We start from the raw sequence: 18,044 nt of genomic DNA on the forward strand, positions 1-18,044 counted from the left end.
GGCGGCTTGCTGAAGACGAGCGCCGCGATACCGCCTGACCGGTTTCGCAACAGTCACTTACACGGTACGGCGTGGGTTGCGCGGGTACGGCGTGGGTTGCGCGGGTGCGGCGTGGGTTGCGCCGGTACGGCGTGTACCCAAGCCGAGGAGTCGGCGCCGGTACGGCGAGGGGCGGCACGGTGGTGGCCGGCGCCGCCGTACGGCGCGCAACCCGGGTCCCGGGAGGTGGAATGCCGAGTCCCGTGCTGCGGTGGGGCCGTCTGTGGACGGACATGGTCGTGCTGTGCGGGCGGGTTGTCCGGCCGGCCGTCGGGGCCGGGCTCTGGTGGGTCCAGGCCTTCGGCCTGCGCGGGCGCGCGGGGTTGCTGGCACGGTCTTTACGCCGGCCGGACAACCCGCCCGCGCCGCACTCCTCGTGATATCGCCGTCGCGGGTGCGGACCGCAGGTGAGTGGCTCTCCGGCCGCCAGTGATCTCGCCGCCGCTGAAGCGAAGACGCGGGGCCGTTCAGGGCCGGGCGCCGTCGCCTGCGGCCATCGGTGGCGGGAAGGAGCTCAGGGCCGGGCACCGCAGCTGCGCCCCGGCTTGAGGCGGGCAGGGCGGAACTCAAGCTCAGGGCGCTGCGTCGGTGGCGAACGGAGCAGGCCCCGAGCGCTGAAGTCGGTACCGGCGCGCCATTCGGAGGAGGCGGAAACCCGGTGGCGGCGATCTCGCGCACACTTGACCTCAATCATGCTTGAGGTAACAGGCTGAGCAGCATGAGTACGACAGCGATCGATGAGCAGACCCGTACGGCCGAGATTGAGGCGATCAAGCAGGTGGTCGCCACGGTTGAGCACTCTCAGCAGAACGAACTGCCCGACGAGTTCGTCAGCCTGTTCCGATCCGATGCCATCTGGACCACCGGCCATGGCAAGCGCCTGATCGGCCGGGAGGAGATCGCGGCCTTCACACACCGGGTTCTTCCTGGCGCGATGCAGGATGCGACGGCCTCCTATGAGGTGGAGCATGTGCTTTTCATCCGTCCCGACGTCGCCGCCGTCAAAGTCCGTCAGCGGTATCTGACGCTTGGTGGCCAGACGATCGGCAATGAGGGGAGTCCTCTTTATGTGATGGCCAAAGAGGGCGGCCACTGGCGCCTGGTCGCCTGCCAGAACACCGAGGTGCTCGACCTCTGACCATCGAGTATCACGCGCCCTGTGGAGACGGCCGTACAACCCGCCCGCACAGCACGACCATGACCGTCCGCAGACGGCCCCACCGCAGCACGGGCTCCGGCATCCCGCCCGTGCCGGGCCCCGGGTGGCGCACCGTACGGCGGCGCCGACCACCACCGTGCCGCCCCTCGCCGTACCGGCGCCTCGCTTTGGGTGCGCGCCATATCGGCACAACCCACACCGTACCCGCGCAACCCACGCCGGACCGGCGTGAGCCCGTGATTGCCCGGTTTCTCAGCCGGCGACCCGGAACTCGGCCGCCCGGCCCGTGCGGTCGGCGGGGATGTCGGTGTCGACGTTACCGCCGTTGCCACCGCCTCCGCCGTTGCCGCCGTCGTCGACCTCGATGTCTCCGTCACCCGGGTCGTCGGGAGTGGGAATGACCGTCACGTCCGGGGTGGGGACGACGGTTACCTCGGGGACCGGCTCCTCTGTCGCCTCCGGGGAGGGGACGGGCGTCGGCTCCGGGTCCGGGGTCGGTGCGATGTACTCGTCGCCGCCGTAGTCGCCGTTCTGGTCGGGGAAGGGGTCGTACCCGTGGGGGGGTGGCGAGTAGCCGCGGGTGGAGGGCTCGGGGAACTGCTCGACGGGCTTGCCCGCCATCGCCTCGGCCATGAAAGCGCGCCAGATCTGGGCGGGGTACTGCCCGCCGTACTGGACGCTGCCGCCGACCACCACCGGCTTGTTGTCGTCGCGGAACATGTTCACCGCGACGGAGAGCTGCGGGGTGTACCCGGTGAACCAGGCGGCGGCCGACTTGTCGGTGGTGCCGGTCTTGCCGGCCGCCGGGCGGTCGTAGAGGCGGGCGGCGGTACCGGTGCCACCGTTGACGACCTTGGTCAGCGTGTAGGTGACGTCGGCGGCGGTCTGCTTGGAGAAGGCCTGGACTCCCTTGTCGGTCATCTTGTCGGTGCCGTCGGCGTCCTTGACCGAGCGGATCACGTGCGGCTTGCGGTAGACGCCCTCCGCGGCGAAGGTGGCGTAGCCGGAGGCGTTCTGCACGGCGCTCACCGAGGCCACGCCCAGGGGCAGGGTGGCCGCTCCCTGGTGCGGCGTGAGCTGGGCGGCCGGGATGCCCGCGGACTCGGCGGCCCTGGCGACCCTGTCGAGGCCGACCTGCTGGCCGAGGTCCACGAACGCGGTGTTCACCGAGTGCCGCATGGCCTTGATCAGATTGACCTGGCCGTAGGACACCCCGCCGGAGTTGGGGATGCCCTTCGGGGCGGAGGCGACCCGCATGGGCGAGTTGCCCTCGACCCGCGTGTCGAGGGTGAAGCGGCCGTCCTCCAGGGCCGCCGCCAGGGCGTACGCCTTGAAGGTGGAGCCCGCCTGGACCTTGGCGGAGAAGGCGTTGTCGTATTTGTTGGCGGCGTAGCTCCGCCCGCCGTAGAAGGCCAGGACCTCGCCGGTGTCGGGGGCGACCGCGGCCAGGCCGGTACGGACCTTCTTGGGGGCGTCCTCCGGCAGGACCGAGTCGACGGCCTGCTCGGCCGCCGCCATGAGCTTCCGGTCGAAGGTCGTGACGATCTTCAGGCCGCCCTGGTTGACGATCTCGCGGGTGTATCCCATCTGGGCCAGCTCGGTCATGACCTGGTCGAGCATGTAGCCTTCCTGCCCCTTGGGCGTGAAGACCTCCCTGGGTTCCTTCAGCTTCGGGAACCGTACCTCGGCGGCCTCGTCCGCCGACAGCGCGCCGGTCTGCACCATGCCGTCGATCACCCACTGCCAGCGGGCCCTGACCGCGTCCAGGTCGGCGCCCTTCGGCTCGGCGAACCGGGTCGGCTGCTGGATCACCGAGGCGAGGTAGGCGCTCTCGGCGAGGGTCAGTTTGGAGACGTCCTTGCGGAAGTAGGCGTCGGCGGCGGCCTGGACGCCGTGGGCCCCCCGGCCGAAGTAGATCGTGTTGAGGTACTGCTCCAGGACCCAGTCCTTGGACTGGGACCGGTCGACCTTCAGGGAGATCATGATCTCCTTGAGCTTGCGTACGGCCGACCGCTCCTGGCTGAGGCCGCTGTAGTAGTTGCGGACCATCTGCTGGGTGATCGTGGAGCCGCCCTGGAGCTGCTTGCCGGTGACGGTGGACCACACGGCCCGCGCGGTCCCTCGGAGGGACACGCCGCTGTCGGTGTAGAACGAGCGGTTCTCGGCGGCGATGACCGCGTTCCGCAGGCTTTCGGGGACCTTCTCCAGGCTCACGGTCCTGCGGTTGACCCCCTGCTTGGCGAGGACGGTCTTGCCGTCGCGGTAGTAGATCACCGATCCCTGCGCGGTCGCGCCGTCCTGCGTGCTGTCCGGGATCGGAGTCATCGCCCAGGCCATCGCGAACAGACCCAGAGCCGCGACGAAACCGACGCCGAGGACGACGAGCCCGGCCCGCAGCAGCCTTTTCCCGCGACTGCCCTTCCCCACCTGTTCAACACCCCCCGTTCGAGGCCGCGCCGCCCCCCTCAGCTGCGCGAACCGTTAAGGGTAAACGATGGATAACGAGATCTGATTCCTTCTCGGATGGTACGGCTATCGGTTCCCCCGGTGAGGGACATCATTCACCAAAGGCAGGATCCGGTATGGCACGGGTGTGTCGAGGGCGATCACCGAAGAGGTCCTGACCACCCCGCGGACATCGACGATCAGGTCGATGACCCGTTGCAGGTCGGCGTTGCTGCGTGCCACCACCCGGCAGTGCATGTCGTCCCCGCCGGTGATCGTGTGGACCTCCAGCACCTCCGGGATCTCCGCGAGCTGGTCGGCGACCGGATCGTGCCCGCTCACCTGACGGATCTGCAGGGTGACGAAGGCGGTCACGTCGTAGCCGAGCGCGGCGGGGGCGATGTCGGGGCCGAACCCGGTGATCACCCCCCGCTCGGCCAGCCGGTCGAGGCGGGCCTGTACGGTCCCCCGCGCCACTCCGAGCCGCCGGGAGCACTCCAGCACGCCCAGCTTCGGTTCCTCGGTCAGCAGGGAGATGAGCCGGGCGTCGAGCCGATCAATCGTCATGGTGTACAGAACCTCCGCGCTGACTGGTCAGTAGCTATACAAATTGTCCACCCAAACAAGTAACTGTTGCACAACCAGCCCAGCGAAACAGACAGTGGGGACATGAGTGACGCCTTTCCCGTGAACGGTATGGACGCCGTGGTCTTCGCCGTGGGCAACGCCAAGCAGGCCGCCCACTACTACTCCACCGCGTTCGGCATGCGGCTCGTGGCCTACAAGGGCCCGGAGACCGGCAGCCGCGACGAGGTCGCCTATGTCCTCACCTCCGGCAGCGCCCGGTTCGAGCTGCGCGGCTCGCTGCGCCCGGGCACCGACCTCGCCCGGCACGTGGCCGAGCACAGCGACGGCGTGATCGACCTGGCCATCGAGGTTCCGGACGTGGAGGCCGCCTACACCCACGCCCTGGCCCAGGGGGCCAAGGGCCTGGTGGAGCCGTACACCCTGGAGGACGACCACGGCAAGGTCGTCCTCGCCGCGATCGCCACCTACGGCGAGACCCGGCACACGCTGGTCGACCGCTCCAACTACAGCGGGCCGTACCTGCCCGGCTACGTCGCCGCCGAGCCGATGGTCGCCCCGCCGGACGTGAAGAACAACCGGGTGTTCCAGGCCGTCGACCACTGCGTCGGCAATGTGGAGCTCGGCAAGATGGACGAGTGGGTGGAGTTCTACAAGCGGGTCATGGGCTTCACCAACATGGCGGAGTTCATCGGCGACGACATCGCCACCGAGTACTCCGCGCTGATGTCCAAGGTCGTCGCGGACGGCACCCGGAAGGTGAAGTTCCCGCTCAACGAGCCGGCGATCGCCAAGAAGAGGTCGCAGATCGACGAGTACCTGGACTTCTACGGCGGTCCGGGCGTGCAGCACATCGCGCTGGCCACCAACGACATCCTGACCGCCGTCGACCACATGCGCGCGGCCGGGGTGCAGTTCCTGGACACGCCCGACTCCTACTACGACGATCCCGAGCTGCGCGCCCGCATCGGCGAGGTCCGCGCCCCGATCGAGGAGCTGAAGAAGCGCAAGATCCTGGTCGACCGCGACGAGGACGGCTACCTGCTGCAGATCTTCACCAAGCCGGTCCAGGACCGGCCGACGGTGTTCTTCGAGCTCATCGAGCGGCACGGCTCGCTCGGCTTCGGCAAGGGCAACTTCAAGGCCCTGTTCGAGGCCATCGAGCGCGAGCAGGAGCGCCGCGGCAACCTGTGACCCCCTGTGACCCGCACGCCGCCGTGCGCCGGCACGGCGGCCCGGCCACACTTTCCAGCCCGTCACGCTAAGTGAGTGCCCGGAAACGCGAGCTCGCGTAGGCTTGCGAGCCTGCACCCGGCAGCGTCCGGGCTGGAAAGGGGACTCTCGACATGAGGTCGGGCCGGCCGGTCGTCGCGGCAACCACCGTCCTGCTGTCCGTACTGGCCTGTTCCGGGCCCGGCGGGAGCGCCCCCGCCCCCGTCACGGGAGGGGCCACCGCGGGAGACGGCACAGCCCCGACAGCCGTCACGCCACCGGGCGTGGCCCCGTACGTGACCGCGTCACCGGCCGCCGGAGACACAGGCGCGCCCGGGATCGGCGACCCCGACTTCCCCACCGACGGCAACGGCGGCTACGACGTCGAGCACTACAGATTGAAGATCGACTACAACCCGGAGACCAGGCACCTGTCCGGCGTGGCCACGATCACGGCGAGGGCGCTCCAGGAGCTGTCCCGCTTCAACCTCGACCTGTCCGGGCTCACGGTGAAGCGGGTCTCCGTGGACGACGGCATCACCACATTCGAAGAGGTCACCACGGCCGAGCACGCCGGGGACGAGCTGACCGTGACCACCGGTGATCCGATCCCCGCGGGGAAGGCCTTCACCGTCGAGGTCGCCTACGCGGGAGAGCCCAAGCCGGTACGGAACTCCTCCAACCTCGGCACCTACGGGTTCATCCCGACCCGCGACGGGGCCTTCGTCACCTGCGAGCCGAACGGCGCCAAGACCTGGTTCCCGGGCAACGACCACCCGGCCGACAAGGCCCTGTTCGACTTCGAGATCACCGTCCCCGCCGGGCTGACCGCGCTGGCCAACGGCGAGTTGGACGGCGAGCCGGTGACCCGCGAGGGCAGGACGACCTACGTCTGGCGGGAGAGGCACCCGATGGTGACCTACCTGGCCACCATGACGCTGGGGCGGTTCGAGCTGCGCCAGGGCCGCACGGCCGCGGGCATCAAGAACCTGGCCGCCGTGGACCCGCGCTACCGCGACTCACTGGACGACCTCTACACGCTCTCGGGGAAGATCACCGACCACTGGGCCACGGTGTTCGGCCCCTACCCGTTCTCCTCGACCGGCGGCGTGGTGGACGACTTCTCCGCGGGTTACGCCCTGGAGAACCAGACCAAGCCCATGTACGGCGGGTTCGACCCCGGCGAGGACATCATCGCCCACGAGCTGGCCCACCAGTGGTTCGGCAACAGCCTGAGCATCACCCGGTGGAAGGACCTGTGGCTCAACGAGGGCTTCGCCACCTACGCCGAGTGGATCTGGTCGGAGCACCGGGGCGACTCCACCGCCGAGCAGATCTTCCGGCGGCACTACTCGGCCGACGACGACGCGATGTGGGCGTACGCGCCGGGTCGCGCCAGGCCCGACGACCTGTTCAACAACTCGGTCTACATCCGCGGCGGGATGACCCTGCACGCCCTCCGGCAGCGCGTCGGCGACCGGGTCTTCTTCGAGCTGCTGAAGACGTGGGCCGCCGAGCACAAGTACGGATACGTCACCACCGAGGGGTTCGTCGCCCTGGCCGAACGGCTCTCCGGCAAGCAGCTCGACGCCCTCTTCGACGCCTGGCTTTTCCAGGAGCGCAAGCCCGCCACCTGGTGAGCCGCCCCGTGGAGCGGACCGCTCCACGGGGCGCGGAGCGCGGCGCCCTCAGTCTCCGGGAGACCAGTAGCGGTCGGCGGCCAGGATGAGGGCGGCGGCGCCGACGAGGCCGGCGTCCTGGCCGAGGGAGGCCGGAACCACGCGGACGCGCCGGGCGAAGTCCAGCCGGGCGTGAGCGCGGAGGGTCTCCTCCAGCGGGTCGAACAGCAGGGAACCGGCCTGGGAGAGGCCCCCGCCGATGGTGACCACGTCGAGGTCGCACAGGTGGGTGGCGGAGGCGATGGCCAGGCCGAGCGCCCGCCCGGCCCGGTTCATGGCGGACAGGGCGATCGTGTCCCCGGCGGCGGCGTCCAGCGCGAGCTGCCGCCCGGTGGCGGTCGCCGCCTCGACGTAGGACGGCGCGTGAGCCTCCGCGGTAGGTGCCCCCGCGGTAGGTGCCCCCGCGGTAGGTGCCCCCGAGGTAGGTGACGCCGTGATGGGCGGCCCGGCGGCCGGTGACGCCGCGGTGGACGGCCCGGCGGGTACGGCGGCCGTCGCGGGCCCCGCACCCCCGGCCCGGCCCGGAGTCCAGCCCTGCCCGACCGCCCAGGCCGCCAGGCCGGGGCCGCGGGCGACGGCCTCCAGGCAGCCGCGGCCGCCGCACTCGCAGACGGGGCCGTCCGGGTCGACCACGACGTGCCCGATGTGGCCGGCGTTGCCGCTGCCGCCGTCGATCAGCCGGCCGCCGAGGATCAGCCCGCCGCCCACGCCCGTGGACACGACCATCCCGAGCATGTTGGCGCTGCCCCGCCCGGCGCCCCGCCAGTGCTCGGCGGCGGCCACGCAGACGGCGTCGTTGTGGATGCGGACCGGCACGCCGGGAAAGCGCGCGGCCAGCCGGTCCCGGAGCGGGAAGGCCCGCCAGCCCGGCATGTTCAGCGGGGAGACCGCCCCCTCCGGCCAGGTCATCGGCCCGCCGCAGCCGATCCCCACCCCGGCGACCGGGGTGTCGCCCGTGACACTGGAGATCAGCCCGTCGAGCGCCTTCCACAGGGTGCGCGCGTCACCGCCGGGCGGTGTCGCGACCCGCTCGGCCACCTGGACGTCTCCGCCGGAGCCGATCAGGGCGGCGGCGAGCTTCGTCCCGCCGATGTCGACGGCGAGCACAGATCGGGGCATTCACCGATCATAAAGCTGATCACCGGATGGGTGGGAGGAGAAGGCCAGCAGGCACGCGGTGAACCCGTGCACGTGGTTCTGGTCGCCGACCGGGCCGATCTCCCCGGCCGCGAAGAAACCGGCCACGCCGATGGGCCCAAGGGTGTCGCTGACCGCCATCGTGTCGTGGTCGGCGGTGCCGAACATGGCCGAGCCCCGGCCGTTGCACGAGAACAGCAACGCGCCGTCCACCCGGCCGAACTGCTCGCGGTGGGTGTCGAGCAGCTCGTAGAGGTCCTCGTCGGCGGTCGCGGCGTCGCGGACCTGGAAGCGGACCGTGCGGCCGACCTCGACGACGTCGCCGATCGCCACGGCCTCCCGGTCGGGGTCGATCCCGAGCACCCCTCTGATCAGGAAGTCACCGTGCTCGTGCCGCTCGGCGTACTCGTTCATCGCGATGCCGATCTGCAGGCCGGCGGCGACCAGGTCGCGGTCCTCCTCGTCCAGCGCGCTGACGATCTCCTCCAGCCGGGCCAGGGCGGGTTGCCCGGCGAGTTCGAGCAGCAGGTTGTCCTCGACGCGGGTGACCGTCATCGATGGGCCGATCGGACGGCAGCCCTGGCTGACCACGGTGCCGACGTGGATCGCGCCGCCGATGATCACGCCGACGGCGCCCTCGGTGTACACCTCTCCGTCGGCGAAGAGCCGCACCGCGTCCCGCCCCTGGAAGGCGTTGGCCAGGCCGCCGACCAGCGGAAGGTTGCCGAGGACCTCGTCCGAGCGCTCGACGAAGCCGTCGGCCGGGAAGGTGTAGGGGTCGGCGAGCAGGATGGCCACCCGGTCGTCGGCGCGGCGCTCGGGGAGGCCGACGACGACGAACCGGTCTTCGGCGCGCAGGCTGTCCAGCGCGAAGGTGGTCAGCCGGGCGCCGTCGAGGGTGGCGGCCCACGCGCTGACCGACGGCACGACCTCGACGCCCTGTCCCGCGCCGATCACCCCGGTCGCGCTGCAGCCGATCACCGTGGCGCCCGAGGCCAGGCTCATCGCGCGCCGGCCGGCCCGGGAGACCTCGTCGGGATCGTCACCGCAGACGAAGAAACAGACGAGGTCCGGCGGTCCGCTCAGCCCGCGCAGGGCCTGGCCCACCGCCGACTCGGCCGCCGCGACCAGGTCGGAGTCCACGGCGAGACCATCGGAGAAGCGACTTGTCAACAGTGCCACCCGTCTCGCCTCCCCTCTTGTCCGAAGCCTTCACGTCCGGAGTGACTTCCCTGACTCCTGAAGCTTTCCTGGAGCGATTCTCCCCACTGCGAGGAAGAGCACGCATGCCAACCGTCACACAATGGTCAAGATCCGAAATCGGGAGGAGGGTGATGAGGCTGCCGGTTTCGACTCAGGGGACGTAGTCTCGTTCCCGTGCCTGACATTCCAGAGCCACGGAACACCCCAGAGCCCCGGACTCTGCGCGAACTTCGCGCGAGCGGCCATATCCACCGCACCGTCAAAGCCGAGATCCGCGACAACCTCCTGGCCCGCCTCCGGTCGGGGCAGCCCCGGTTCCCGGGCATCGTCGGTTTCGATGACACCGTCCTGCCCCAGCTGGAGCGGGCCCTGCTCGCCGGGCACGACCTCGTCCTGCTGGGCGAGCGCGGCCAGGGCAAGACCCGGCTCATCCGCACCGTCTCCGGACTGCTCGACGAGTGGACCCCGGTGGTGGACGGCTGTGAGATCAACGACCACCCCTACGCCCCCTCCTGTGCGCGCTGCCGCCGCCTGGCGGAGTCGGCGGGCGAGGACCTGCCGATCTCCTGGCGGCACCGCGACGAGCGCTACGGGGAGAAGCTCGCCACCCCCGACACCTCCGTGGGCGACCTGATCGGTGACATCGACCCGGTCAGGATCGCCGAGGGGCGCTCCCTCGGCGACCCCGAGACCGTGCACTACGGCCTGGTCCCCCGGAGCAACCGGGGCGTCTTCTCCGTCAACGAGCTGCCCGACCTGGCCGAGCGCATCCAGGTGTCGCTGCTCAACGTGCTGGAGGAGCGCGACATCCAGGTCCGGGGCTACAACCTGCGCCTGCCCCTGGACCTCCTGCTGATCGCCAGCGCCAACCCGGAGGACTACACCAACCGCGGCCGGATCATCACCCCGCTGAAGGACCGCTTCGGCGCCGAGATCCGCACCCACTACCCGCTCTCGGTCGAGGCCGAGCTCACGCTCATCCGCCAGGAGGCCGCGCTCGACCACGTGGGCGCCGACCTCCCCGACCACCTGATCGAGGTGATCGCCCGCTTCACCCGGCTGGTCCGCGAGTCCACCGCGGTCGACTCGCGTTCCGGCGTCTCGGCCCGCTTCTCCATCGCCGCCGCCGAGACCGCCGCCGCCTCCGCCGTACGGCGGGCCGCGCTGACCGGCGAGGAGCGCGCGGTGACCCGGGTGGCCGACCTGGCCGGCATCGTGCACACGCTGCGGGGCAAGGTGGAGTTCGAGGTCAGCGAGGAGGGCCGGGAGACCGACGTCCTGGCGCACCTGCTCCGCCGTGCCACGGCCGAGACCTTCCGCGGGACGCTCGGCGGCATGGACCTGGCGCCGCTGCTGGAGAGGTTCTCCGAGGGTGTGCAGGTGGAGTCGGGACCCATGGTCTCCGCCGCCGAGCTGCTGCGCGCGATCGGCCCGGTGGCAGGCCTGGCCAAGATCATGTCGCGGCTCGGCATCGGCGACGAGTCCCCCGGGCACGCGGCGGCCGCTCTGGAGTTCACCCTGGAGGGGCTCTATCTCCTGCGCCGCCTGTCCAAGGACGAGGTGGACGGCGCGTCGGTCTACCGTACGTGAGCTTGCGAAGGCAGGGCGGCATGAGTGCGCGGGACGGGCGAGCCGACGGGAACGGCGCGTTCGCGAACGCGACCTCCGGGCCGCCGGGCGAGGAGATCGTATGAGCTACCGCTATGGCGAGTACCGCGACGGGCCCGACCCGCTCGCCCCGCCGTACGACGTGCGTTCGGCACTCGACCGGATGGGCGACTCCATCCTGTCCGGGTCCAATCCCGGTCACGCCCTGCGCGACCTGCTCCGGCAGGGTCTGCCCGGCACGGACAACCGGCGCGGCCTCGACGAGCTGCTCCGCGACGTACGGCGCCGCCGCCGCGAGCTGCGTGAGCGCGGCCGGCTGGACGGGACCCTGGAGCGGGCCAGGGCCCTGCTGGACAAGGCGATCGGCCAGGAGCGGGCGGAGCTGTTCCCCGACCCCTCGGACGACGCCCGCCTCCGCGAGGCCCGGCTCGATGCCGTACCGGACGACCCGGCCGGGGCGATCCAGGAGCTGAGCACCTACGAGTGGCGCTCGCAGGCCGCTCGGCGGACCTTCGACGAGCTGCGCGACCTGCTGCGCAGGGAGGTGCTGGACAGCCAGTTCCGCGGCATGCGGCAGGCGCTGGCCGACCCCGACCCGGCGGCCATGGAACGGGTCCGGCAGATGATGTCGGATCTGAACGACATGCTCGACCGGGACGCCCGGGGTGAGCACACTCAAGATGATTTCGACCGCTTCATGTCGAAATATGAGGACATGTTCCCGGAGTCCCCGCGGAACCTGGAGGAGCTGGTCGACAGCCTCGCCCGCCGGGCCGCCGCGACCCAGCGCCTGCTGGCCTCGCTCACCCCGCAGCAGCGGGAGGAGCTCGCCGGCCTGATCAACCAGACGCTGGAGCAGACGGGGCTGGCCGAGCAGATGCGGCGGCTGGGCGAGTCCCTCCACGCCCGCCGCCCCGACCTGGCCTGGCACACCCCCGAGCGCCTCACCGGTGATCAGCCGCTGGGCATGGGCGACGCGGTGACCGCGCTGGACGAGCTCGCCGACCTGACCCAGCTGGAGGCCGCGCTCCGCCAGGACTACCCGGGCGCCAGCATCGAGGACATCGACGAGGCGGCGGTACGGCGCGCGCTCGGCCGCTCCGCCGTCGACGACCTGAACGCGCTCAAGCAGATCGAGCGCGAGCTGGAGCAGCAGGGTTACCTCCGCCGCCACCGCGGCAGGCTCGAACTGACCCCCAAGGCCGTCCGCCGCCTCGGTGAGACCGCTCTGCGCCGTGTCTTCTCCGCCCTCGACGCCGGCCGCCGCGGCGACCACGACCAGACGGACGCGGGCGCCGCCGGGGAGCTCACCGGTTCCACCCGCCCCTGGCGGTTCGGCGACGAGCAGCCCATCGACGTCGTCCGCACGGTCGTCAACGGCGTACGGCGCGGCGCGGGCCGGGGCGGCGCGGTGACCCTGTCGGTGGACGACTTCGAGGTGGCCGAGACCGAGCGGCGCACGGCCGCGGCGGTCTGCCTGCTGGTGGACCTGTCCTACTCGATGGCCCTGCGCGGCACCTGGGCGGCCGCCAAGCAGACCGCGATGGCGCTGCAGGCGCTGGTCAGCTCCAAGTTCCCGCAGGACTCGGTGCAGATCATCGGCTTCTCCAACTACGCCCGGGTCCTTGCGCCCGACGAGCTGGCCGGGCTGGAGTGGGACATGGTCCAGGGCACCAACCTGCACCACGCCCTGCTGATCGCGGGCCGCCACCTGGACCGCCACCCCGACTTCGAGCCGGTCGTGCTCGTGGTCACCGACGGCGAGCCCACCTCGCACCTGCGCCGCAACGGCTCCTACGCCTTCGAGTGGCCGCCCACCCCGGAGACCCTGGAGCTGACGCTCGCCGAGGTGGACAAGATGACCCGGCGCAGGGCGACGCTCAACGTGTTCATGCTCGCCGAGGACGAGCGGCTGAAGGAGTTCGTGGACGAGGTCGCCCGGCGCAACGGCGGCCGGGTCTTCTCCCCCAGCCCCGAGCGGCTCGGGGAGTATGTCGTCAGCGACTTCCTGCGCACCCGCCGCGCCCGCTGAAAGCGCCGGCGGATCCCTTCCCAGGTCCGCCGGCCGCGCTTTTCGCCCCGCCATCCGCCCGGCGCCTCTCCCCACCTGTCCGGCCGGCTCCTCGCCGCGTGTCAGTGGCGGCGTCAGGCCGGTGACGGCCCGATATCAGCGCGACCGGCGACGGTGGATGCCATGGACGGTTCAGCGAAGACGCCCTTGGGCCGCGAAGGGGCTGCGAAGCGGTCCGCGCCGAGCTCACATCCGGCCCTCGTGCGTCGCTGACGGCTGTCCGTGAGCCCACGCCGAGACGGGGCTCACGAGATCGAACACTGTGGATCGAACACTGTGGGTGAGGACATTCATGATGGGACGAGGCAACCACGGCTTCTCCGCAGCAGGGCTGCGCGGACTGCGCGAGGTGCTGACGCGGCATGTCGGGTCCGGGCGGGTTCCGGGGCTGGTCGCCCTGATCGGCCGGAGCGGCGCGACGCACGCCGAAGCGTTCGGGACGGTGCGCCGTGACGGTGGCGCGCCGGAGCGCCGGCGCACCGTCTTCCGGCCGGTGGCGGTCACAGCGCTGGCGGCCGGGCTGCTGGCCGGGACGATCGCACCCGCGGCGGCCACGGCGGGTGCGGCCGCCGCGGACGGCAGCGCGGTCATGTCGGAGGACGCTGCCGGGCAGGATCGTCCGGAGCTGCAGAAGGCCGTCCAGGCGTTCATCGACGCCGGTTTCCTCGGTGTGCAGGTGCGCGTGCACGATGAGCGGGGCGAGCGGGGCGAGTGGACCGGCAGCACCGGGCGGCGCAAGCTGGGCGCGAGCGCGAAGCCGCCGACGAACGGGCATTTCTGGGTGGGCAGCGTCACCAAGACCTTCGTCGCGACCGTGGTGCTGCAGCTGGTGGCCGAGGGCGAGATCGGACTGGACGCCCCGGTGGCCGGTTACCTGCCCGAGTTCGGGCTGGACCGGCGGATCACGGTGCGGATGCTGCTGCAGCACACCAGCGGCCTGTTCAACTACACCGGCGACCTCGACCCCGACGGGACGTGGGTGCCCGGTCTCCCCGCGACGGGAAAGGAGTGGCTGGACAACCGGTTCCGCTCCTACCGGCCGCAGGAGCTGGTGCGGTTCGCGCTGTCCAGGCCGGTGAAGTTCGCGCCGGGGGAGGACTGGAGCTACTCCAACACCAACTACACGCTGGCCAGGCTGCTGATCGAGAAGGTCACCGGTCACTCGTTCGACGCGGAGCTGAAGCGGCGGATCATGGGACCGCTCGGGCTGAAGGGCACCGTGGTGCCGGGCGACCGGACACGGCTGCCCAGGCCGTACGCCCACGGCTACTTCCGCCACCAGGACGCCGGCCAGTGGAAGGTGACCGACGTCTCCCGCCAGAACCCCTCCCTGCTGGCGGGCGCCGGTGACATGATCTCGACCACCAGGGATCTCCAGACGTTCTTCTCCGCGCTGAACGGCGGCAAGCTCCTGCCGGACGAACTGCTGGCCGAGATGCGCGAGCCGCACCCGAAGAGCGACCCCCTCTACGGCCGCTACGGCCTGGGGATGTTCGTCAAGGACCTGGGTCCGGCCTGCGGCACCGTGCTCAACCACAACGGCAGCCCTCCGGCGGGCTACGCGGCGCTGATGTACAGCTCGCCCGACGGCAGCAGGACCCTGACCGCCTCGCTGACGGTCGGCGACGCCGCATTCGACCTCGCCGCTTATCCGAAGCTGCTGGACGGGCTCGTCAAGGCGGCGTTCTGCGACGGGCAGACCGCAAGCTGACCAGGCCGCGCCGACGGCGGCGGCCGTCGGCGCGATGCCGGTGACAGCCCCGACGCGCGCCACGACATGGCCACCGTCCGGCCGCCAGGCCCGGCGAGCACCCCGAACTTCGCTTCGGGACTCACTCGTCTCGACCGGGCACGGGGGTCAGGCGGGGGCCGTGTAGCCGTTGAGCGCGAGGTCGAAGCCGTCACGGTAGTGCCGGTAGGAGCGGTAGCAGGGCCGCCAGGCCGTGCTGTTGCCGACCCCGGCCCTGGCCTCGGCGACGGCCGCCGGGACCCGCTCGGGGCGGAGCAGCAGGCCGCCGCCGAGATAGCGGGACCCGGCCAGGACGGTGCAGGCATCCGGGCCTCCGGAGACGAACCGCCCCCAGCGCCAGCCGCTCTCCTCATCCCACACCAGCGCTTCCCCGCCGGTCAGGCGGATGGTGCCGGCCCGCGGATCGCATGGGCCGTCCCACCAGGTCTCGGCCTCGGCGCCCAGTGCCTCCGCGACCCGGCGCAGGTAGAAAGCGGGCTGGTGCCGCCATTCGGCGGTGTACGGCTCGATGTGCTTCACGGCCATAGCGGGCACTCCTTTGTGCCTCATGAACGGTGTCTTCAACGATCTCTCATCCGGTACCCGCCCGGCACGGCCTCGGTCGCGGTCGGCGACGGCCCCGGCACGGGGAGACGGGCACCTCCGTGATCCTACTCACACCTCCGCACTGCTCTGAGCAGAACGGACAAGGTACCGGCAAAGCGGCCGAATCCATTTGTCACCCGAAACGTAATCCTCCGGTGACAACGAATTCCCCGTTTCTCCCGTCCTTGTTATCGAGGACGTTTTTCCGCCGACCGCCCGGAGGGAGGGAGTTAGATGATCGCGATTATTCTCATCATGCTGATGGTCGTCGCCGTCGTGGGATTCGAGCTGATCATGGGTTCGCGCCCGCACGCCCGGCAGGACACTCCCGACCGTGAGGGAGAAAGGTCCAGCCTGTCTTGAAATACGGGGATATCCGGGAAAGGCTGGTCTCCAGCCTTCCCCGGAGGGGCACATGTGGATCGCGGCTTCAATAGTGGCCGGCGTCGTGCTCGTCATTTTCGTCGCCGTTCTCACCCTCGTCGTGATCAGCATCCACGTCGAGGACAACCGCTCCTCGATCACCGGCCGGGCCCCCGGGGCCACGACGGCGGGAGCCCGCCGCCTCCTCGGCGTGAAGGTCGACCACAGCCTCTGCATGGCGAGACCCAGGGACGCGTGCCCGCTCTGCAGGCGTCTCCTCCTGAAAGAGGGGATGGACGACACTCCCGGCCGGCCCGGGTCCGCCAAGCCGTACCCGGATGAGATCACCGGAAGCTAGTGTCTGGCGCATGAACGCCCTGCTGCTCTGGCTGCACATCGGTTTCGCGATCTTCGCCCTGGGGCCGGTCACCGCCGCGACCGTCTCCACACCACGGTTCATCCGTGCCCGCAACGTCGACGTCCTGCGCTATCTGAACAGGACGACACGCGCCTACGCCATCGCCTCCGTCGGCGTCTTCCTGTTCGGCGCGCTGCTCGGCCGGGAGTTCCTCGGCAGGCCGTACCTGTCGGTCTCCATGACGCTGTTCATCGTCGCCGCCGTGCTCCTGTTCATCGTGGAGCGGGACCAGCGGACCGCCATCCGGGTCCTCGGCGACGAGAACCCGGACGACGACGCCAAGGCGCAGACCGCCCGGATCGCCATGCTCTCCGGGCTGGTCTCGGTGATCTGGCTGGTCATCCTCGTGCTGATGGTCTGGGGCGACCCCAGCCCCACTCCCTGACCGCGGTGCGGAGCATCGCCCAGGACCCGCGAGGAGGCGCCGGTGCACTGGACCGAGGAGGACGTCGGAGCGCAGCGACGTGAGTCCGACGAGGGAAGGCACCGGTTACCAGCCCCCGAGCCGCGGTGCGGAGCATCGCCCAGGACCCGCGAGGGGGCGCCGGTGCACTGGACCGAGGAGGACGTCGGAGCGCAGCGACGTGAGTCCGACGAGGGAAGGCACCGGTTACCAGCCCCCGAGCCGCGGTGCGGAGCATCGCCTAGGACAGCGCCTGGGTGAGGTCGGCCAGGAGGTCGTCGACGGTCTCGATGCCGACCGAGAGACGGACCAGGTCGCCGGGGACCTCCAGCGGAGAACCCGCCGCGGAGGCGTGGGTCATCCGGCCGGGGTGCTCGATCAGCGACTCCACTCCGCCGAGCGACTCGCCCAGGGTGAACAGCTTGGCCCGGTTGCAGATCTCCACCGCCTCGGCCTCGCCCCCGGCGACCCGGAAGGAGACCATGCCGCCGAAACGCCGCATCTGCTTGGCCGCCACCTCGTGACCGGGGTGCTCGGGCATGCCCGGATAGAGCACCGAGATCACCTTGGGGTGGGCGAGCAGGAGGTCGACCACCCGCTCGGCGTTGTCGCAGTGGCGCTCCATCCGCACCGCGAGCGTCTTCAGGCCGCGCAGCGTCAGCCAGGCGTCGAACGGGCCGGCCACCGCGCCCATCGCGTTCTGGTGGTAGGCGAGCTGCTCGCCCAGCTCGGGATCCCGGGCGACGAGCGCGCCGCCGACCACGTCGGAGTGGCCGCCGACGTACTTCGTGGTGGAGTGGACCACGATGTCGGCGCCCAGCGCCAGCGGCTGCTGCAGGTACGGCGAGGCGAAGGTGTTGTCCACCACCAGCAGCGCGCCGCAGTCGTGGGCGAGCTCGGCCAGGGCCGCGATGTCGGAGATGCCGAGCAGCGGGTTGGTGGGCGTCTCCACCCAAATGATCTTCGTCTTCGGCGTGATGGCGGCGCCCACCGCGTTCATGTTGTCCAGCGCCACGGGGTCGTAGTGCAGTCCCCACCGCTCGTGCACCTTGGCGAAGAGCCGGTAGGTGCCGCCGTAGGCGTCATTCGGGATGATCACATGGTCACCCGGCTTGCAGACCGTGCGCAGCAGCGTGTCCTCGGCCGCCAGACCCGAGGCGAAGGCCAGGCCGCGGGCGCCGCCCTCGACGGCCGCCATGGCCTCCTCCAGGGCGGTCCTGGTCGGGTTGGCCGACCGGCTGTACTCGTATCCGGAGCGCAGCCCGCCGACGCCGTCCTGCTTGTAGGTGGACACCGCGTAGATCGGCGGCACGACGGCCCCGGTCTGGGGGTCGGCCTCTTGACCGGCGTGGATGGCCAGAGTCTCGAATCCTTCACTCATACGGCC

The 18,044-nt window shown here is 70.8% G+C and carries 15 protein-coding genes; 9 read left to right on the top strand and 6 right to left on the bottom strand.

Annotated features, from left to right (window positions below):
- The first annotated feature begins 757 nt into the window (after positions 1–757).
- Positions 758–1,177, top strand: coding sequence for an SgcJ/EcaC family oxidoreductase (locus tag IEZ08_RS27520; RefSeq protein ID WP_189243283.1), 420 nt, complete (start codon positions 758–760; stop codon positions 1,175–1,177).
- Between the two features lie 273 nt (positions 1,178–1,450).
- Here the strand turns inward: IEZ08_RS27520 and IEZ08_RS27525 are convergent, their stop codons facing one another.
- Together IEZ08_RS27525 and IEZ08_RS27530 are read right to left on the bottom strand one after the other, a co-directional pair.
- Positions 1,451–3,625: a transglycosylase domain-containing protein gene (locus tag IEZ08_RS27525; RefSeq protein WP_068927217.1), complete on the bottom strand. Its 2,175-nt coding sequence runs from the start codon at positions 3,623–3,625 to the stop codon at positions 1,451–1,453.
- A gap of 105 nt (positions 3,626–3,730) precedes the next feature.
- Positions 3,731–4,210 (bottom strand): Lrp/AsnC family transcriptional regulator, encoded by a 480-nt coding sequence (locus tag IEZ08_RS27530; protein ID WP_189243284.1) that lies wholly within the window; start codon positions 4,208–4,210, stop codon positions 3,731–3,733.
- Between the two features lie 102 nt (positions 4,211–4,312).
- Between IEZ08_RS27530 and hppD the strand changes: the two genes are divergently transcribed.
- Together hppD and IEZ08_RS27540 are read left to right on the top strand one after the other, a co-directional pair.
- On the top strand, positions 4,313–5,422 hold the full coding sequence (gene hppD, locus IEZ08_RS27535) for a 4-hydroxyphenylpyruvate dioxygenase (protein WP_068927221.1): 1,110 nt from the start codon (positions 4,313–4,315) through the stop codon (positions 5,420–5,422).
- Positions 5,423–5,574: 152 nt separating this feature from the next.
- Complete coding sequence (locus IEZ08_RS27540; RefSeq protein WP_068927223.1) at positions 5,575–7,080, top strand: M1 family metallopeptidase; 1,506 nt, start codon at positions 5,575–5,577, stop codon at positions 7,078–7,080.
- A 48-nt stretch (positions 7,081–7,128) separates the two neighbouring features.
- Here IEZ08_RS27540 and IEZ08_RS27545 read toward each other — a convergent pair whose 3' ends face one another.
- Together IEZ08_RS27545 and IEZ08_RS27550 are read right to left on the bottom strand one after the other, a co-directional pair.
- Entirely contained in the window at positions 7,129–8,238 is a 1,110-nt protein-coding gene (locus IEZ08_RS27545) for an ROK family protein (RefSeq protein WP_189243285.1), read from the bottom strand.
- On the bottom strand, positions 8,239–9,438 hold the full coding sequence (locus tag IEZ08_RS27550; protein ID WP_229803552.1) for an FIST signal transduction protein: 1,200 nt from the start codon (positions 9,436–9,438) through the stop codon (positions 8,239–8,241). It abuts the gene before it with no gap.
- Between the two features lie 204 nt (positions 9,439–9,642).
- On the opposite strand from IEZ08_RS27550, the gene IEZ08_RS27555 reads away from it, so the two are divergent.
- From IEZ08_RS27555 to IEZ08_RS27565, 3 genes are all read left to right on the top strand, one after another.
- Positions 9,643–11,049, top strand: coding sequence for a sigma 54-interacting transcriptional regulator (locus IEZ08_RS27555; RefSeq protein WP_068929194.1), 1,407 nt, complete (start codon positions 9,643–9,645; stop codon positions 11,047–11,049).
- 100 nt (positions 11,050–11,149) lie between these two features.
- Entirely contained in the window at positions 11,150–13,099 is a 1,950-nt protein-coding gene (locus IEZ08_RS27560; RefSeq protein WP_068927227.1) for a vWA domain-containing protein, read from the top strand.
- A 334-nt stretch (positions 13,100–13,433) separates the two neighbouring features.
- On the top strand, positions 13,434–14,849 hold the full coding sequence (locus IEZ08_RS27565) for a serine hydrolase domain-containing protein (RefSeq protein WP_189243286.1): 1,416 nt from the start codon (positions 13,434–13,436) through the stop codon (positions 14,847–14,849).
- A 147-nt stretch (positions 14,850–14,996) separates the two neighbouring features.
- Here the strand turns inward: IEZ08_RS27565 and IEZ08_RS27570 are convergent, their stop codons facing one another.
- On the bottom strand, positions 14,997–15,413 hold the full coding sequence (locus IEZ08_RS27570) for a DUF6292 family protein (RefSeq protein WP_189243287.1): 417 nt from the start codon (positions 15,411–15,413) through the stop codon (positions 14,997–14,999).
- 294 nt (positions 15,414–15,707) lie between these two features.
- Between IEZ08_RS27570 and IEZ08_RS40355 the strand changes: the two genes are divergently transcribed.
- The 3 genes from IEZ08_RS40355 to IEZ08_RS27580 are packed head-to-tail and all read left to right on the top strand — an operon-like array spanning position 15,708 to position 16,639.
- Complete coding sequence (locus IEZ08_RS40355; RefSeq protein ID WP_268249368.1) at positions 15,708–15,836, top strand: hypothetical protein; 129 nt, start codon at positions 15,708–15,710, stop codon at positions 15,834–15,836.
- Positions 15,837–15,888: 52 nt separating this feature from the next.
- Entirely contained in the window at positions 15,889–16,194 is a 306-nt protein-coding gene (locus IEZ08_RS27575) for a hypothetical protein (protein ID WP_068927231.1), read from the top strand.
- Positions 16,195–16,204: 10 nt separating this feature from the next.
- A complete protein-coding gene (locus IEZ08_RS27580) occupies positions 16,205–16,639 on the top strand; it encodes a hypothetical protein (RefSeq protein WP_068927233.1) in 435 nt (144 codons plus the stop codon).
- A 259-nt stretch (positions 16,640–16,898) separates the two neighbouring features.
- Here the strand turns inward: IEZ08_RS27580 and IEZ08_RS27585 are convergent, their stop codons facing one another.
- Positions 16,899–18,038, bottom strand: coding sequence for a cystathionine gamma-synthase (locus IEZ08_RS27585; protein ID WP_068927235.1), 1,140 nt, complete (start codon positions 18,036–18,038; stop codon positions 16,899–16,901).
- Between the last annotated feature and the right edge of the window lie 6 nt (positions 18,039–18,044).

The sequence above is a fragment of the Planobispora rosea genome (genome assembly GCF_014648175.1).
Classification (GTDB): Bacteria; Actinomycetota; Actinomycetes; order Streptosporangiales; family Streptosporangiaceae; genus Planobispora; species Planobispora rosea.

What these genes read in the sequence shown, in the direction of transcription:
- IEZ08_RS27530 (WP_189243284.1), bottom strand. Translation starts at nt 4,210, where the DNA reads ATGACGATTGATCGGCTCGACGCCCGGCTCATCTCCCTGCTGACCGAG.
- IEZ08_RS27545 (WP_189243285.1), bottom strand. Translation starts at nt 8,238, where the DNA reads ATGCCCCGATCTGTGCTCGCCGTCGACATCGGCGGGACGAAGCTCGCC.
- IEZ08_RS27565 (WP_189243286.1), top strand. Translation starts at nt 13,434, where the DNA reads ATGGGACGAGGCAACCACGGCTTCTCCGCAGCAGGGCTGCGCGGACTG.
- IEZ08_RS27560 (WP_068927227.1), top strand. Translation starts at nt 11,150, where the DNA reads ATGAGCTACCGCTATGGCGAGTACCGCGACGGGCCCGACCCGCTCGCC.
- hppD (WP_068927221.1), top strand. Translation starts at nt 4,313, where the DNA reads ATGAGTGACGCCTTTCCCGTGAACGGTATGGACGCCGTGGTCTTCGCC.
- IEZ08_RS27575 (WP_068927231.1), top strand. Translation starts at nt 15,889, where the DNA reads ATGTGGATCGCGGCTTCAATAGTGGCCGGCGTCGTGCTCGTCATTTTC.
- IEZ08_RS27540 (WP_068927223.1), top strand. Translation starts at nt 5,575, where the DNA reads ATGAGGTCGGGCCGGCCGGTCGTCGCGGCAACCACCGTCCTGCTGTCC.
- IEZ08_RS27585 (WP_068927235.1), bottom strand. Translation starts at nt 18,038, where the DNA reads ATGAGTGAAGGATTCGAGACTCTGGCCATCCACGCCGGTCAAGAGGCC.
- IEZ08_RS40355 (WP_268249368.1), top strand. Translation starts at nt 15,708, where the DNA reads ATGATCGCGATTATTCTCATCATGCTGATGGTCGTCGCCGTCGTGGGA.
- IEZ08_RS27520 (WP_189243283.1), top strand. Translation starts at nt 758, where the DNA reads ATGAGTACGACAGCGATCGATGAGCAGACCCGTACGGCCGAGATTGAG.
- IEZ08_RS27570 (WP_189243287.1), bottom strand. Translation starts at nt 15,413, where the DNA reads ATGGCCGTGAAGCACATCGAGCCGTACACCGCCGAATGGCGGCACCAG.
- IEZ08_RS27580 (WP_068927233.1), top strand. Translation starts at nt 16,205, where the DNA reads ATGAACGCCCTGCTGCTCTGGCTGCACATCGGTTTCGCGATCTTCGCC.